The 14813-nt window shown below is 70.3% G+C and carries 12 protein-coding genes and 1 pseudogene; 6 read left to right on the forward strand and 7 right to left on the reverse strand.

The genetic code is table 11. The features are described from left to right. Positions 1-2 precede the first annotated feature (2 nt). From OG947_RS03730 to OG947_RS03750, 5 genes and pseudogenes are all read right to left on the reverse strand, one after another. Positions 3-2096, reverse strand: a complete 2094-nt coding sequence (locus OG947_RS03730) for a xanthine dehydrogenase family protein molybdopterin-binding subunit (protein WP_328813131.1) — start codon at positions 2094-2096, stop codon at positions 3-5. Next, complete coding sequence (locus tag OG947_RS03735; protein ID WP_222638210.1) at positions 2093-3112, reverse strand: FAD binding domain-containing protein; 1020 nt, start codon at positions 3110-3112, stop codon at positions 2093-2095. The genes OG947_RS03730 and OG947_RS03735 overlap by 4 nt, the downstream gene beginning before the upstream one ends. Further along, entirely contained in the window at positions 3109-3666 is a 558-nt protein-coding gene (locus OG947_RS03740) for a 2Fe-2S iron-sulfur cluster-binding protein (RefSeq protein ID WP_328810094.1), read from the reverse strand. Before OG947_RS03740 ends, OG947_RS03735 begins: the two co-directional genes overlap by 4 nt. Before the next feature lie 50 nt (positions 3667-3716). After that, entirely contained in the window at positions 3717-4514 is a 798-nt protein-coding gene (locus tag OG947_RS03745; RefSeq protein ID WP_328813132.1) for a PIG-L family deacetylase, read from the reverse strand. Between the two features lie 57 nt (positions 4515-4571). Then, a pseudogene (locus OG947_RS03750) lies at positions 4572-5670 on the reverse strand (Rv2629 family ribosome hibernation factor). A 119-nt stretch (positions 5671-5789) separates the two neighbouring features. On the opposite strand from OG947_RS03750, the gene OG947_RS03755 reads away from it, so the two are divergent. From OG947_RS03755 to OG947_RS03765, 3 genes are all read left to right on the forward strand, one after another. Then, positions 5790-6125: a DUF3140 domain-containing protein gene (locus tag OG947_RS03755; protein ID WP_222627801.1), complete on the forward strand. Its 336-nt coding sequence runs from the start codon at positions 5790-5792 to the stop codon at positions 6123-6125. An 84-nt stretch (positions 6126-6209) separates the two neighbouring features. Next, positions 6210-7172 (forward strand): glycosyltransferase, encoded by a 963-nt coding sequence (locus tag OG947_RS03760; RefSeq protein WP_328813133.1) that lies wholly within the window; start codon positions 6210-6212, stop codon positions 7170-7172. Positions 7173-7279: 107 nt separating this feature from the next. Next, positions 7280-8518 carry a glycosyltransferase gene (locus OG947_RS03765; RefSeq protein ID WP_328813134.1) on the forward strand — a complete coding sequence of 413 codons (1239 nt, stop codon included), beginning with the start codon at positions 7280-7282 and terminating at the stop codon, positions 8516-8518. A gap of 86 nt (positions 8519-8604) precedes the next feature. On the opposite strand, the gene OG947_RS03770 is transcribed toward OG947_RS03765, so the two are convergent. Both OG947_RS03770 and OG947_RS03775 read right to left on the reverse strand, forming a co-directional pair. Then, entirely contained in the window at positions 8605-9507 is a 903-nt protein-coding gene (locus OG947_RS03770; RefSeq protein ID WP_328813135.1) for a glycosyltransferase family 2 protein, read from the reverse strand. Beyond that, entirely contained in the window at positions 9504-10454 is a 951-nt protein-coding gene (locus tag OG947_RS03775) for a glycosyltransferase family 2 protein (RefSeq protein ID WP_222638217.1), read from the reverse strand. Before OG947_RS03775 ends, OG947_RS03770 begins: the two co-directional genes overlap by 4 nt. Before the next feature lie 71 nt (positions 10455-10525). On the opposite strand from OG947_RS03775, the gene OG947_RS03780 reads away from it, so the two are divergent. From OG947_RS03780 to OG947_RS03790, 3 genes are read left to right on the forward strand one after another with little or no spacing between them, the layout of a single operon-like run. Next, positions 10526-11557 carry a GDP-mannose 4,6-dehydratase gene (locus OG947_RS03780; RefSeq protein ID WP_328813136.1) on the forward strand — a complete coding sequence of 344 codons (1032 nt, stop codon included), beginning with the start codon at positions 10526-10528 and terminating at the stop codon, positions 11555-11557. Between the two features lie 54 nt (positions 11558-11611). Continuing rightward, positions 11612-13258, forward strand: a complete 1647-nt coding sequence (locus OG947_RS03785) for a carbamoyltransferase family protein (RefSeq protein WP_328813137.1) — start codon at positions 11612-11614, stop codon at positions 13256-13258. Beyond that, positions 13255-14784, forward strand: coding sequence for an HAD-IIIA family hydrolase (locus tag OG947_RS03790; protein WP_328813138.1), 1530 nt, complete (start codon positions 13255-13257; stop codon positions 14782-14784). The genes OG947_RS03785 and OG947_RS03790 overlap by 4 nt, the downstream gene beginning before the upstream one ends. Positions 14785-14813 lie beyond the last annotated feature (29 nt).

Genomic DNA, 14813 nt, shown 5'->3' on the forward strand with positions numbered 1-14813 from the left:
GGTCACAGGCGCAGCGCGGGGTCCATCCGCTCGATCAGGGTGTCGAGAGTGATGGGCAGGTCTCGCACCCGGACACCGCACGCGTGGAACACCGCGTTGGCGATGGCAGCAGGCGACCCCACGATGCCGATCTCGCCGATCCCCTTGCTGCCCATCGGGTTCAGATCGTCGTCGTGCTCCTCGACCCAGATCGCCTCGATGTCGGCGACGTCGGCGTCCACCGGGACGTGGTACTCCGCGAGGTCGGCGTTGAGGAAGCCGCCGTGTGGTCGATCCACGATGCCCTCCTCCATGAGTGCCATGCCGATACCGAACACCATGCCGCCCAGGAGCTGTGACCGAGCCAACCGAGGGTTCAGCACACGGCCCACGGAGAAGACGCCCAGCATCCGCGTCACGCGGACCTCCCCCGTGTCGACGTCGACGTGCACCTCGGCGAAATGGGCGCCGAACGCCTGCCGCGCCAGCGCCGCACGCTCCTCGAGGTCGTCGGTGGTGTCCGCGGTGGCCGTCGCACCCGGTGCGAGGTCTCCGTCCGCGCGCAGCGCACGACAGGCCTTGGTCACCGCCCAGCCCCACGACGAGGTACCCGAGGACCCGCCTGCGCCGGGCGCCGTGGGCAGCGCACTGTCCCCGACGTGGATGTGGACCCGGTCCAGCGCGACCTCGAGCGCGTCGGCGGCGATCTGGGCGAGCACCGTTCGTGCGCCGGTACCGATGTCCGACGCGGCGACGGACACGTCGACCGTCCCGTCGTCACGGACGGTCGCCCGCGCCGTGCTCGGCGACGTCATCGCGGGGTAGGTCGCCATCGCGACACCGGTCCCGACGAGGGTGCGTCCTTCTCGGCGTATCGCGGGCCGCGGGTCACGACCGGCCCAACCGAAGCGCCGCGCGCCCTCCTCGAAGACGGCGCGGACGGTACGTGAGCTGTAGGTCTGCCCGTCCGCGGGATCGACCGACGGCTCGTTCCGCAGCCGCAACTCGACGGGGTCCGTTCCGAGCGCGTGGGCCAGTTCGTCCACCGCGCACTCCAGAGCGAACATGCCGGGCGCCTCACCGGGAGCGCGCATCCAGCGCGGTGTCCCGACGTCCAGCGCGACCGCGCGATGCGTGGTCGAGACGTCGTCGATGTCGTACACGTGGCGACTGCCCTCGGACGTCTGCTCCACGAACTCCATCACGGTGGAGGTCTGCTGGAGCGAATCGTGCAGCAACGCCGTCATCGAGCCGTCCGCGTCCGCCGACAGTCGGACCCGCTGGATCGTCGGCGTCCGGTAGCCGACGAAGTCGAAGGTCGACCGGCGTGGAACCGGAAACGAGACCGGTCGACCCACGACGGACGACGCCATGGCCGCGACGACCGCGTTCGGTCGCGTGCTCCCTTTCGATCCGAAGCCGCCGCCCACGTGCCGGGCGATGACGCGCACGGCGTCCGAGTCGACGCCGAAGAGCTCGGCGAGATCTCCGGCCACGCCGGACGGCGCCTGCGTAGAGTCCCAGACCGTGAGGGTCGACCGGTCCTCGCTCCACGCGGCGATCGACGCGTGCGGCTCCATGGGCGCATTGTGTTCGGGCGGCGTCGTGTAGCGGACGTCGACGCGCACCGCGGACTCCTCGAAGCGCCGCTCCGGTTCCCCGGTGACGACATCGGTGTCGAAGCCCGCGTTCACCTGCTCGGGTGCGTAGATGCCCGGGTGATGCTCCCGTAATTCGTTGTCGCACTGGCGACTCTCGTACGTGACGTCCAGAACGGAGGCCGCACACGTCGCCTGCTCCGACGTCTCCGCCACGACCACGGCGACGATCTGCCCGCGGTAGGCGACGACATCGGACTGGAGCACCTGCAACTCGCCGTCCCCGGCGGACCCGAGCGTCGGAGCGTTACCGTGCCACAGCACGGCGAGGACACCCGGAAGCGTCAGCGCCGAGGCACGATCCACGTCCAGCACACGCCCCGCCGGAACAGCGGCGCCGACGATCGCCGCGTGCGCTGGTTCTCCACCGACGTCCCGGTACTCCGCCGCGTACCGGGCGGCTCCGGTGACCTTGTCGCGGCCCTCGAGCCGCTCGACCGGTGTTCCCGTGACGGTCATCGGGTGGCCGCCTCGTCCGCGGCCGCGTCGGCGAGGGACATCACGGTGGAGGCCACCGTCGACGCGAGAAGTGACAACTTGTAGTCGTTGTCGGGGAACGTGTGTGCCGCGGCGAGCTCGCGCTCCATCGCAGCGATCACGCCGCTCCGGGACGGGATCGCCCCGAGCAGCTCGGACTCGGCGACCGTGGCCCGCCACGGCTTGTGAGCGGCTCCGCCCAGCGCGATGCGCGCCGTGGTGAACACCCCGTTCTCCACGACCACGACGGCGGCGACGGACACCCTCGCGAAGGCGTAGGACGCACGGTCCCGCACCTTCCGATAGGTCGAGCGCGCACCGGGTGGAAGCGGCGGTATGTCGAGGTGCGTCACCCACTCGTCCTGCCGCAGAGTCGAATCGCGTTCGGGTGCGGACTCGGGAAGCCGATGCAGATCGGCGAACCGGATCTCGCGTACTCCGTCGGTGCCGACGACGGTGACAGTGGGATCGAGCACCGCGAGGCCCACGGCCATGTCCGAGGGATGGGTGGCGATGCAGTGCTGCGATGCGCCCAGCACCGCGGCGTTGCGCCGATCGCCGTCCAGGGCCGAACAGCCCGAGCCCGGTTCACGCTTGTTGCACGCTGTGTCGACGTTCATGAAGTACGGACAGCGGGTGCGCTGGAACAGGTTCCCGCCCGTGGTCGCCATGTTCCGCAGTTGACCGGACGCACCCGAGAGCACGGCGCGCGACAGGACGGGAAACCGCGAACGCACGACGGGGTCGGCGGCCAGATCGCTGTTGCGGACCAGGGCCCCGACACGAAGACCCGGCACCCCGCCGCCACTGCCGTCGTTCCACTCGATGTCCGCCAGGGCCAGACCCGTGATGTCGACGAGCCGGTCCGGGGTCTCGATTCCCAGCTTCATCAGATCCACGAGGTTGGTTCCGCCGGCCAGCACGCGGGTGGACCCCTCGGCGAGTGCGGACGCTATGGTCGACGCGTCGGCGGCACGGTCGTACGCGAATGTTCTCACCGGTCCGCGCCCGTCTCCGTCGTCGTTGCAGATATGCCGTCGATGTTCTCTCGCACGGCATCGACGATGTTGGGGTAGGCGCCGCACCGACAGATGTTGCCGCTCATCCGTTCTCGGATGTCCGCGTCCGAGGCCGTCGGCACGCCGTCGAGGTCCTCGGTGACGGCGCTGGGCCATCCGTTCTTCACCTCGTCGAGCACGGCGACGGCAGAGCAGATCTGACCGGGGGTGCAGTAGCCGCACTGGAATGCGTCGTGCGCGAGGAACGACGCCTGCACGGGATGCAGGTCCTCGCCGTCGGCGAGCCCCTCGACGGTGGTGATGTCGTCGTCCTGTGCCGCGACGGCCAGCGTCAGGCAGCTGACCACGCGCCGACCACCGGACAGCACCGTGCACGATCCGCACTGACCGCGGTCGCACCCCTTCTTGGACCCGGTCAACCCGAGCCGCTCACGCAGCGCGTCGAGGAGGGTCGTCCGGACGTCGCACTCGATCCGGTGCTCCTCGCCGTTGACCGTGAGGCGTACTCCGACATCTCCTGTGACGAGGCTCATGCTCCGGGCTACCCTGCGCTCCCGCCACCAAACCGCCCCCGGTGCCGGACTTACAGAGGCAGTGCGGTCTCGCGCACGGCGCCGGACGCGTCGACCGGGGGCACGATGCGTCGGAACCACTCGGTGCCGAACGCGGACGCGAGATCCTCGTCCGACATGGGGATGAACGGGCCGAAGTCACCGATCTGCGACTCGTGCACCACCATCGCCGCACGCTTGGCGGCCAGGACACCGGACACGTCCACCGCGGTGGTGAGTTCCGACTCGGGCAGGCCGAACGCCTCGATGTCGAGCTGCGAGGCGTCCTCGTTCTCGCCCGGATCCCAGTTGGGGTTCGCCGTCATCATCTCGCGCATGCGGTCACGGTTCATCGTCGCCTCGTAGACGAACGGCACCTCGGCGATGGCCGCGGCGCGCACCCCCACGTGGTGCACCTGCACGTGGTCGGGATGGCCGTAACCACCGTGCGAGTCGTAGACCGTCAGGACACGGGCCTGCTCCTCGACGAGAACGTCCGCGAGCCGCCGAGCGGCCTCTTCGACATCCACGTTGGCGAAGGCGTGCGGGTTCGTGTTGCCCTCGGTCCCGGCCATCCCCGAGTCCGCGTATCCCAGCACGACCACGCGCTGTGCCCCCAGCACCTCGGCCGAGCGCTCCAGTTCACGCTGCCGCCGATCGTGCAGCGACTCGCCCTCGGTCAACAGGCCGTCGGGCACCTCACCGAGCGCACCGTCGGTCGCCGTCACCAGCACCACTCGGTGGCCGGCGTCGGCCGCCGACCGCATGATCCCGCCGGTGCCGAACACCTCGTCGTCGGGATGGGCATGGAAGCACACCAACACACTCATCGGCAGATGGTCGCACGGGCGCGGTGCGCGGGCTCGATCACGTCGGGTGTCGACCCCTCACGTCGCGTACCTGCGCAGCGCGGCGATGCCGTCGCGGGGATCGATCCGCTCGTCGACGCGCAGCACCTCGGCGTCGAGGTGGAGCGCACCGAACGGGACGGCCTCGTCGGCCCGCAGCGTGCGGGCGGGAGAGACACCGAACACCGAGAGCGCGTCGGGGTCCGGTGCGATCATGGTGGGCGACGAGTCCGCGACCACGGTGACCTCCGGGAGATCCCCGACGAGCAGCGTCTCCAGGCTGCCGTCGCGCACCGCTGCGCAGACGTCGTCGAGACCGTCGATCGCGAGCCCGGACCCCCTGCCCGTCTCGGCCGACCACCTCCGGGCGGCGTCGTCCATCGCGGCGAGTCGTCGACGCTCGACCTCCTCCTCGATCGCGTGCGCCAGTTCCTCGTCGTGGTCCCCACTTCCGCGTGCCCCGATGTCGAGCTCGACCACGACGTCCGCCGTGCGTTCCGGGAGCGCGCCGCGCAGATCGGTTGCGCGAGCGCACCTCCCCGGCGACGAACGCGACGTCGAGCCGTCGCTCGTCGATCAGGTGCGTCACCCGGTCGGCCACGGCGCTCACGTTGCGGCGCGCGGCGTCGTCCGTACGGCGCTGCGGGGTGCCGTAGCCGGCGGACTCCGCCCCGGCTGCCTGGTGAACGGGTCCGGACACGGCGTCGACGGTCTCCTCGTGCACTCCGCCGGGTCCGTGCACGGTGATGTCGGCTCCCGCGTGATCGACCCACGCCACCAGGTAGGTCAGGTCCACGGGGCCGTGGTCGACGAGGGGAACGAGGTAGGGCAACTCCGACACCCGCACCTCCGTCCGGACGGGCGGGCCGAGGAGGCGCTCGTCGACGAGCACCGTCGCCCCGGCAGCGATGAGAGCGCGCCCACTGCGACCGACGGCGGGCGGTGCGTCCAGCACCGCGGACCGGAGGGCCTCCACGGCCTCGTCCGGTGCGGACCGCTCCCGCAACTCCTCCTCGATCCCGCGCCAGCTGAGCTCGAGGCGCGTTCGCGCGTCCTCGGTGTCGTGCGAATCCTCGAAGTACACGGACACGAAAGGTCCGGTGGACTCGGTCAACGCACGGAGTGAGTTCGGATGCATCGGTTCCTCCCACGGTGTGTCCGACGGGTGTTCGGTCGTCTCGTCCGGAGGTCTGCCCGTCAGGACGGACGTCAAACGACCGGGATTGCCGCCCTCGCTTCCGGGGAACGCGATGCGTCATGACGGAGAAGAACGAGACGGTGGACGACGTGTGGGACGACTGGAAGGACGCGGTCAACATGACCAGGAAGGAGCTCGAGGACTGGCTGACGACCGACGAGTCCCGCTCCGTCGGTGACTCGAAGGACGGTGAGTCGACGGGGCACGAGATGGGGCGGCGCATCACCTCGATCCTGGACACGAAGAAATCCGATCTCACGGACGACGACGTCGCCGCGATGCGCAAGGTCGTCGGATACGTGCACCGACATCGCGCCCAGGGCCCCTCGAAGGACGTGGAGCACTCGCGGTGGCGCTACTCGCTGATGAACTGGGGAAACGATCCGATGAAGTGACCTCGGCGTGAGATGTGGGATAAGCGTTCGGAGCTGAACGCCGTCCGGATGTTTTTTTCCTTCGATCCGGGTTATCCGAGCGGTATGTCCCAGTCCTGTTCGGTGTTGCTGTGGCACGTGCACGGATCGTGGACGTCCGCCTTCGTCGCGGGTCGACACCGGTACCTGCTCCCGGTGAACGACACCGGTGACGAGTGGGGGCGCGGACGGTGTGGGCGACCCTGGTCGGATTCCGTGTTCGACGTACCGGTCGATCGTGCGCCCGCGCAGGATGTCGACGTCGTCGTGCTGCAACGCCCGCAGGAGCTCGAGCTGGCGGAAGCGATTCTGGGTCGACGACTCGGCCGCGACGTCCCGGCGATCTACGTCGAGCACAACGCGCCACGACCGAGTCCCGTGCACTCCGTCCACCCGCTGGCGGATCGGAGCGACATCCCTGTCGTGCACGTGACCGAGTTCAATCGCCTCATGTGGGACACCGGCGTCGCGCCGACGACGGTGATCCCGCACGGCATCGCCGACCCCGGTCCGCTCTACACGGGCTCGCTGCCCCGAGCCGTCACCATGATCAACGACCCGGTCCGACGCGGACGCGTGGTGGGAACCGACCTCCTCGGCCCGCTGGCCGGCGCCGCACCGCTCGACGTGTTCGGGATGAGAACCCGCGAACTGGACGAGCCGACCGCGAACGTCCGCGGCCTCGGCGACGTGCAGGGCCACGAGCTGCACCGCGAGATCGCTCGACGCCGCGTCTATGTGCACACCGCACGATGGACGTCGCTGGGACTGTCACTGCTCGAGGCGATGTACCTGGGCATGCCCGTCGTGGCGGTGGCGACGACCGAGGTCGCGGCCACCGTGCCGCCCGAGGTCGGCGTCCTCTCCAACGACGTCGACGTCCTCCGCGCCGGAATCAGCGAACTCGTCCACGAGCCGATCGCAGCCGAGCTCGCCGGCAAGGCGGCACGCAGCTTCGTCTCCGCACGACACGACCTCCCGACCTTCCTCGACCGATGGGACAGCGCACTCGCCGCCGTCCTCCCCTGAAGCCGCTCACCCGACCAGACCATCTCCACCCGCTCCACCGACCGAGAGGGACGTCGTTCAGTCACCAGCGACGTCTCGGAACGCACGATCCGAGGGACGGATTCCTCATGCGCATCGCCATGGTGTCAGAACACGCAAGCCCGCTCGCCGCGCTCGGCGGAATCGACGCGGGGGGCCAGAACGTCCACGTCGCGGCGCTGGCCGCGGCCCTGGTCGACCGCGGCCACGAGGTGTCGGTCTTCACCCGGCGCGACTCCCGCGACCTCCCCGACGAGGTCACCGTCGATCACGGCTACCGCGTCGTGCACGTTCCCGCAGGTCCGCCGGAGCCGGTACCGAAGGACGAACTACTGCCCCACATGGGCGACTTCGCCTCGCACCTGGCCGAGCACTGGACGCGAGACCGACCCGACGTGGTCCACGCCCACTTCTGGATGTCGGGGCTCGCGACCCAGCTCGCGGCGCGTCCGCTCGCGATTCCCACGGTCGTGACCTTCCACGCACTCGGTGTGGTCAAGCGTCGGCACCAGGGCACCCGCGACACGTCGCCGCCGAGCCGACCGAAGATCGAGCGGCTCATCGCACGCGGAGCCGATCACGTCGTCGCGACGTGCTCGGACGAGGTCACCGAACTGGTCCGGATGGGCATACTGCGCCGGCGGGTGTCGGTGGTGCCGTGCGGCGTGGACCTCGAGAAGTTCCAGCCGGCGCCGGTCAGCTCTCCCGACCCCGCGCGTCGGCGGCGGCTGGTCGCCGTCGGCCGACTGGTGCCTCGCAAAGGTTTCGACCTGGCGATCGCGGCCCTCGCGTCGATCCCGGACACCGACCTCATCATCGCCGGCGGCGAACGCAGCGACGTCTCGGACGACGACGAGGCTCGACGCCTGAAGCAGATCGCCGTCGCCCACGGTGTGGCCGACCGCGTCCGCCTGGTCGGACAGGTCTCCCACGAGACGATGCCCGACCTTCTCCGCTCCGCCGACATCGTGGTCTGCACTCCCACGTACGAGCCGTTCGGGATCGTGCCGCTCGAAGCGATGGCGTGCGGGATCCCGGTGGTGGCCACCGCGGTCGGTGGCTTCCTCGACACCGTGATCGACGGTGTCACCGGAGTTCTCGTCCACCGACGCACGCCTGCCGCCGTCGCCGACGCCGTCCGTCGCCTGCTGAACGACGAGGGTCGGCGGACCGGCTACGGCATGTCGGCCGCCGATCGCGCTCGTGCGCGGTACTCGTGGGAGCAGATCGCCGTCGACACCGATCGGGTCTACCGGTCACTGCTTCCGGAGCCGGCCGCCGCCAACACCGCGGACGGATCGGGGGACGACCAGCTGGACCGGGTGTGAAGCCCGGTCGAACCCGATCTCGTCACCCCCCGACCTTGTCACCCCACGAATTTGTCACCCCACGAATTTGTCACCCCACGAATTTGTCACCCCACGTAGCGCCGCGCCACCGACCGCGACTGCGGCTCCTCGAGGAGTACGAGCCCCCGTTCGACGGACGGCGGCACCACTGTCCGCTCGCGTGCCACCCATCCGGCGGACCGCATCGCCTCCCACACCGCCGACGCCGTCGCGCGGTCCCGTGGGGCGGACCGCACCACCGCGACGGTACGGCGGAGTGCGCTGCGCACCGGCCGGCGTAACCACAGCGTCCACAGAGTGTTCCGGATCCCGAGCTGACGACGGCGGGTGGAGTCGCGGCTCACCGACGGTTCGTGCTCGATGACCATGCCCTCCTCCCAGACCATCCACCAGCCGGCCGCGGCGAGGTCGAGGGCCAACAGTTCCTCCTCGCCGCCGAGCCACATCTTCTCGCAGAATCCGCCCACTCTCCGGAACGCCGACACGCGAATCATCGTCAGCCCCGCCATGATCCCGAGGAGAGCAGGACCGGGAAGCCAGGCGGGACCCACGATCGGGCTCTCCCGGAACTCGGGAGTGATCGGATCCTCGACCAGCGACGGCGCGACCAGACAGCGGCCCGTGACCGTCGCCAGGGCCGGGTAGGCGTCGAGTCGCACCGCCCCCAGTGTCAGTGCGCCCTCCTGCCAGCGCGTGTCGTCGTCGCAGAAAGCGACGTACGGCGTCGTCACGAGATCCACCGCACGGTTACGGGCCACCCCGCCCAGGTTCTCCGACAGGGCGAGAAGCCGTACCTCGGGGAACAGTTCCCGCACCATGTCCGCCGTACCGTCCGTGGAGGCGTTGTCCACCAGGATGATCGGGGCCGCGTCCGAGATCGACGTCATGTGTTTCAGCGTGCGGTGAAGCTCGTCCCGTCGGTCGTGAGTGATCATCACGACGGTGACACGATCGGCTGTCTCGGTCATGCTCGAACCTCCTCGTCGGGGTGCCCGGACGCCGCCGGTGTGGTCTCGAGAGCGCGAGCGGCCCGCTCGACGTCCGGGGGCAGGGTCTGTCGGTGCCACAGTGCGGTCGGGGCACGGAGCGCCGCGCCCACGAGAGCCGGCGTCACGCGAGGATCGACGAGTGCGCGCGCCACCAGCGTCGTCACCGACCGGACGCACTCCCCCACCGGTCGGCGCATCAGTGCCGTGAGAACTGCATTGCGCGACTCCAGGTTCCGTCGGGCGATCGTCGCCATGCGTCGGGTCGACGGGTGGTGGTGTGCGATCACGTCGCACACGTGCACCACCCGATGACCCGCCGCCACCAGATCGAAGGCGAGCAGGGTCTCCTCACCGCCGAACTGCAGGACCGGAGAGAAGCCGCCGACGGCCAGGAAGGCTCTGCGCCGCACGATCGCAGCGCACGCGAGAAATCCCAGCACCGGCGGACCGGGGTCGTCGACGTCGGCACTGCCGGACGCCAGAGGGCTGACGTGCAGGGCCGCGTTGACGGGGTCGTCCCGACACTCGGGGCCGACCACCGTCCGCGCTGCGACGAGGGCGATGTCCGGATGGACGTCGAAAATTCGTTCCGCGGTCGTCAGCGCCGCACGCTCCCACCACGAGTCGTCGTCCGCGAAGGCGACGAACTCGGTCTCGGCGGCCCAGACGCCCCGATTGCGTGCCGCGGCACCCTCGTTGCGCGACAGTGGAATCGAGCGCACGTCCGCACCCTCTTCGGCTGCCCGCCGTACCACGTCCGCGGTGCCGTCCGAGGAGGCGTTGTCCACGACGATCACCGGCGGTCGCGGCCGCAGCCGCGTCAGGTGGTGCAGCGTGGTGGCCAGTTCGTCCGCACGGTTGCGTGTCGCCACCACCACCGTGGTGCGCGACCTCTCCCCGGAACCGCTCGTCTCACTGCCCGACACGCGCCCGGTCTACCCGGAACGGGTCCGGACAAACGCGTTTGCCGGGTGCACTCACGGGTATCTGCCGCGCCATGTCCAAGGGAGCTGGATCGAATCGAACTGGCAGGTCGTCGAGAAGCGCGGTCGTGTTCGGCGGCGCGGGATTCGTGGGATCACATCTCTGCGAGGCTCTTCTCGCCGACGGCACCGCGGTGGTCTGTGTGGACAACCTCGTCACGGGGTCGCTCGACAACATCGAGCACCTCCACCGCGAGGCGCGGTTCCGTGTCGTCGAGCACGACATCACGGAACCGCTGCCCCGGTCGATCACCCGTGCCGACCCGGGACAGGTCTTCCATCTCGCGTCCGCGGCCTCCCCCGACGACTATCACCGGCTGCCTCTCGAGACGTTGCACGCGGGTGCCGTCGGAACCGAGCGGGCTCTCGAGCTCGCCCGCGAGCACCGTGCCCGGTTCCTGCTGGCGTCGACGAGTGAGGTGTACGGCGATCCGCTGGTCAGCCCGCAGTCCGAGTCGTACCACGGGAACGTCAACCCCACCGGTCCGCGCAGCGTCTACGACGAGGCGAAGCGCTACGCCGAGGCGCTCACCGCGGCCTACCGGCGCACGCACGGCGTCGACACGGCGATCGCCCGCATCTTCAACACGTACGGCCCGCGCATGCGCCGCGACGACGGGCGGATGATTCCGAACTTCGTGTGCCAGGCCCTGGAGGGCCGCTCGCTGACCGTCACCGGCTCCGGTCTGCAGACCCGGTCGGTCTGCCACGTGGACGACACCGTTGCCGGGCTGCTCGCACTAATCCGGTCGGCGCATCCCGGGCCCGTCAACATCGGCAACCCGGACGAACGGACGGTGCTCGAGATCGCGCGCGCCGTGGCCGAGGTCGTGGGGTGCGACCTCACCGTGGCACCGTGCCCGCCGGTCGAGGACGACCCCCAGCGCCGCTGCCCCGACATCACCGTCGCGCGCACTGCTCTCGGATGGAGCCCGACCGTCGACCTGGCGGACGGTCTCACCCGCACGGTCCGGTGGTTCGCCGACACCGCTCCGTCATCACGACCGAATCCGAACACGGTGTTTACCGGCGCGGCCGGCGGGTAGATCGGGCCTCACCGGCGCGGCCGGAGGATCGATCGGACGAAGAGGAGGTGAGTCATGCGCGTGCTGGGGATCAACGCGGTGTTCCACGATTCGGCCGCCGTGGTCATGGTCGACGGCCGCACGGTGGCCGCGGCGGAGGAGGAGCGCTTCTCCCGACGCAAGCACGGGAAGCGGCCGGTTCCGTTCTCCGCGTGGGAGCTTCCCGAGGCGGCGATTCGCTGGTGCCTCGATCACGCCGGCCTCGACGCGTCGGACATCGATGCCGTCGCGTACTCGTACGACCCCGCCCTGGTGGACCACGACGCCGTGCACGGAGATCGCCACGGTGGCCTCGATCCACGGTGGGAGGAGCTGCGTACGACCTATGCCGAGCGCGCTCCGCACTTCCTGTCCACCGTTCTCGGCGGGGCACCCGTGGGGTCGTTCCACCATGTGCGGCACCACGTCGCGCACGCCGCGTCGGCGGGGCTGCTGGCTCCGTTCGGCGGCTCCTGCGCGGTACTGGTGTCCGACGGCCGGGGCGAGAGCACCTCGATGCTGTCCGGCCGCTACATCGACTCCAAGCTCGAAGTGCATGCCACGCAGAGCCTTCCGCACTCCCTCGGACTGCTGTACGAGGACCTCACCGAACACCTGGGGTTCGCTCGCTCGAGTGACGAGTACAAGGTGATGGCACTGGCCTCGTACGGACGGCCCCGGCACCTCCCTCTGCTGCGTCGGTTCGTCCACGTCACCGACGACGGCGGCTTCCGCACCGAGTGGATCGACTGGGAGCAGCTGGTGCCCCGCCGTGCCCCCGACGCGCGGTTCGACGAGCGCGACGCGGACCTGGCCTGCAGTGTGCAGGCCGTCGTGGAGGAGGTGCTGCTCGCCCTGACCCGCGAACTCGCCGACAGGACCGGCGAACACCGGTTGGCCATGGCCGGCGGAACCGCACTCAACTGTGTGGCCAACACCCGTGTGCTCGCCGAGGGTCCGTTCGACGACATCTGGGTCCAGCCGGCCGCCGGTGACAGCGGAACCGCGTGGGGCGCAGCAGCGACGGTGGCCGCCGAGGCCGGTGACACCATCGCGCCCATGACGACGGCGGCTCTCGGTCGCCGATGGAGCGACGACGAGATCGCCGCCCAGCTCACCGTGGCCAAGGTGCCGTTCGAGCGGCCCGTCGACCTCGCCTCCGCCGCGGCGGAGGTGTTGGCGGACAACGGAATCGTCGCGTGGTTCCAGGGCCCGTCCGAATTCGGTCCCCGCGCGCTCGGCCACCGCTCGCTGCTGGCCCATCCCGGTCATGCCGGAAACGTCGAGCGCCTCAACGACGTGAAGGGGCGCGAGCAGTTCCGGCCCGTGGCACCCATGGTGCTCGCGCATCGCGCTCCCGAACTGTTCTCCCGCGGTCCGATTCCCAGCCCCTACATGCTGTTCGTGCACGACGTCGACCCGGCGTGGCGCGATCGGCTCCCGGCCGTGACCCACGTCGACGGCACCGCGCGCATCCAGACCGTGGAGGACGGTTCGGGGCCGACCGCGGCGATGCTGCGCGAGTTCGATCGCCGGACCGGCATCCCGGTCGTCGTCAACACGAGCCTCAACACCGCGGGCCGACCCATGGTGGACAGCCCGCACGACGCCCTCGAGCTGTTCGGATCCTCTCCCGTCGACGCGTTGGCCATCGGACCGTTCCTCGTCCGGCGAAGCCGATGAGCGCGCCGGCCCACAGCGAGCCGACGTGGTCCGTCGTGATCCCGACGATCGGTCGGCCCGGCCTGGCCACACTGCTGCGTGCGCTCGACTCGGGAACGGGTCCGACACCGGACGTCGTGGTGGTGGTCGACGACAGGCCGCGCAGTGCGACCGAGCCCTTCGACCTCCCCGCACTCGATCTCACCGTCCGACCGGTCCGCTGCGGTGGGCGTGGACCAGCCGCTGCACGCAACGTCGGCTGGCGCCACACGAGCAGCGAGTGGGTCGCGTTCCTCGACGACGACGTGACGGTCGCGTCGACGTGGCGGGACCACCTCGTGCGCGACCTGCGCGGACTGCCGTCGTCCGTGGGGGCGTCGCAGGCCGTGATCGACGTGCCACTGCCGACGGACCGTCGGCCCACCGACGACGAACGCCGCACCGCGGCGCTGTCCACGGCGCGGTGGATCACTGCCGACATGGCGTATCGACGCACGGCGTTGCGCACGGTGGACGGCTTCGACGAGCGGTTCCCACGGGCGTACCGCGAGGACTCGGACCTGGCGGTCCGCGTTCGCCGCGCCGGGTACGAGATCGTCACCGGCACCAGGATCACCACACACCCGCCCGCCGTGAGCGCGGACCCGTGGGCGAGTCTGCGCGCGCAACGTGGCAACGAGGACAACGCGCTGATGCGCCTGAAGTACGGCCGCGACTGGCGCTCCGAGATCGGTGAGGGTCCGGGCATGATGCCCCGCCACGTCGTCACGACGCTGACGGCCGCCGTCGCCGTGCGATCCGTGTCGAGGGGCCGGCGAAGGATCGCCGCCGCCGCCGCGTCGGCCTGGGCGACACTCACCGCGGAGTTCGCGGCGCGCCGCATCGCCGCGGGACCTCGCTCGTCACGGGAGTGCGTCTCGATGGCCGTCACGTCGGCGCTGATCCCGCCACTCGCCGTGGCGTACCGGGCACGCGGGGAGCTGCGTCATCGTCTCGTCCGGTCGGACGCGTCCACGGGTCCGGCGCGTGCCGTGCTGTTCGACCGCGACGACACCATCATCGTGGACGTCCCCTATCTGGCCGATCCCGACGCGGTGACACCCGTCGACGGGGCGCGCGAGGCCCTGGACCTGTTGCGCAACAACGGTATCAAGGTCGGCGTGGTGAGCAATCAGTCCGGCGTGGCCCGCGGTCTGGTGGCACCCGAGCAACTGGACGCGGTGAATGCACGCGTCGAGACGTTGCTGGGTCCGTTCGACACATGGCAGGTGTGTCCCCACGGCGAGGCCGACGGGTGCGGGTGCCGCAAGCCCCGCCCCGGCATGGTCGATGCCGCCGCACGGGAACTGGGCCTGTCCCCAGCCGACTGCGTCCTCATCGGGGACATCGGCGCGGACATCGGCGCAGCACAGGCTGCGGGTGCACGCGCGATCCTCGTGCCCACGCCCCGCACCCGTGCGGACGAGGTGGACCATGCTCGCCGTCACGCCGCGGTGGCGCCCACCGTGGCGGCCGCCGTGTCGGCCGTGATCGCAGGTGCCGTGTGAGTGGGCGACGTTCGGAAGGCAGACGGGTG

The organism is Rhodococcus sp. NBC_00297 (assembly GCF_036173065.1).
Lineage (GTDB): Bacteria > Actinomycetota > Actinomycetes > Mycobacteriales > Mycobacteriaceae > Rhodococcoides.

Bases quoted from the DNA above. Each gene is read 5' to 3' on its own strand.
- OG947_RS03730 (WP_328813131.1), bottom strand. From the start codon at position 2,096: ATGACCGTCACGGGAACACCGGTCGAGCGGCTCGAGGGCCGCGACAAG.
- OG947_RS03740 (WP_328810094.1), bottom strand. From the start codon at position 3,666: ATGAGCCTCGTCACAGGAGATGTCGGAGTACGCCTCACGGTCAACGGC.
- OG947_RS03745 (WP_328813132.1), bottom strand. From the start codon at position 4,514: ATGAGTGTGTTGGTGTGCTTCCATGCCCATCCCGACGACGAGGTGTTC.
- OG947_RS03755 (WP_222627801.1), top strand. From the start codon at position 5,790: ATGACGGAGAAGAACGAGACGGTGGACGACGTGTGGGACGACTGGAAG.
- OG947_RS03760 (WP_328813133.1), top strand. From the start codon at position 6,210: ATGTCCCAGTCCTGTTCGGTGTTGCTGTGGCACGTGCACGGATCGTGG.
- OG947_RS03765 (WP_328813134.1), top strand. From the start codon at position 7,280: ATGCGCATCGCCATGGTGTCAGAACACGCAAGCCCGCTCGCCGCGCTC.
- OG947_RS03770 (WP_328813135.1), bottom strand. From the start codon at position 9,507: ATGACCGAGACAGCCGATCGTGTCACCGTCGTGATGATCACTCACGAC.
- OG947_RS03780 (WP_328813136.1), top strand. From the start codon at position 10,526: ATGTCCAAGGGAGCTGGATCGAATCGAACTGGCAGGTCGTCGAGAAGC.
- OG947_RS03785 (WP_328813137.1), top strand. From the start codon at position 11,612: ATGCGCGTGCTGGGGATCAACGCGGTGTTCCACGATTCGGCCGCCGTG.
- OG947_RS03790 (WP_328813138.1), top strand. From the start codon at position 13,255: ATGAGCGCGCCGGCCCACAGCGAGCCGACGTGGTCCGTCGTGATCCCG.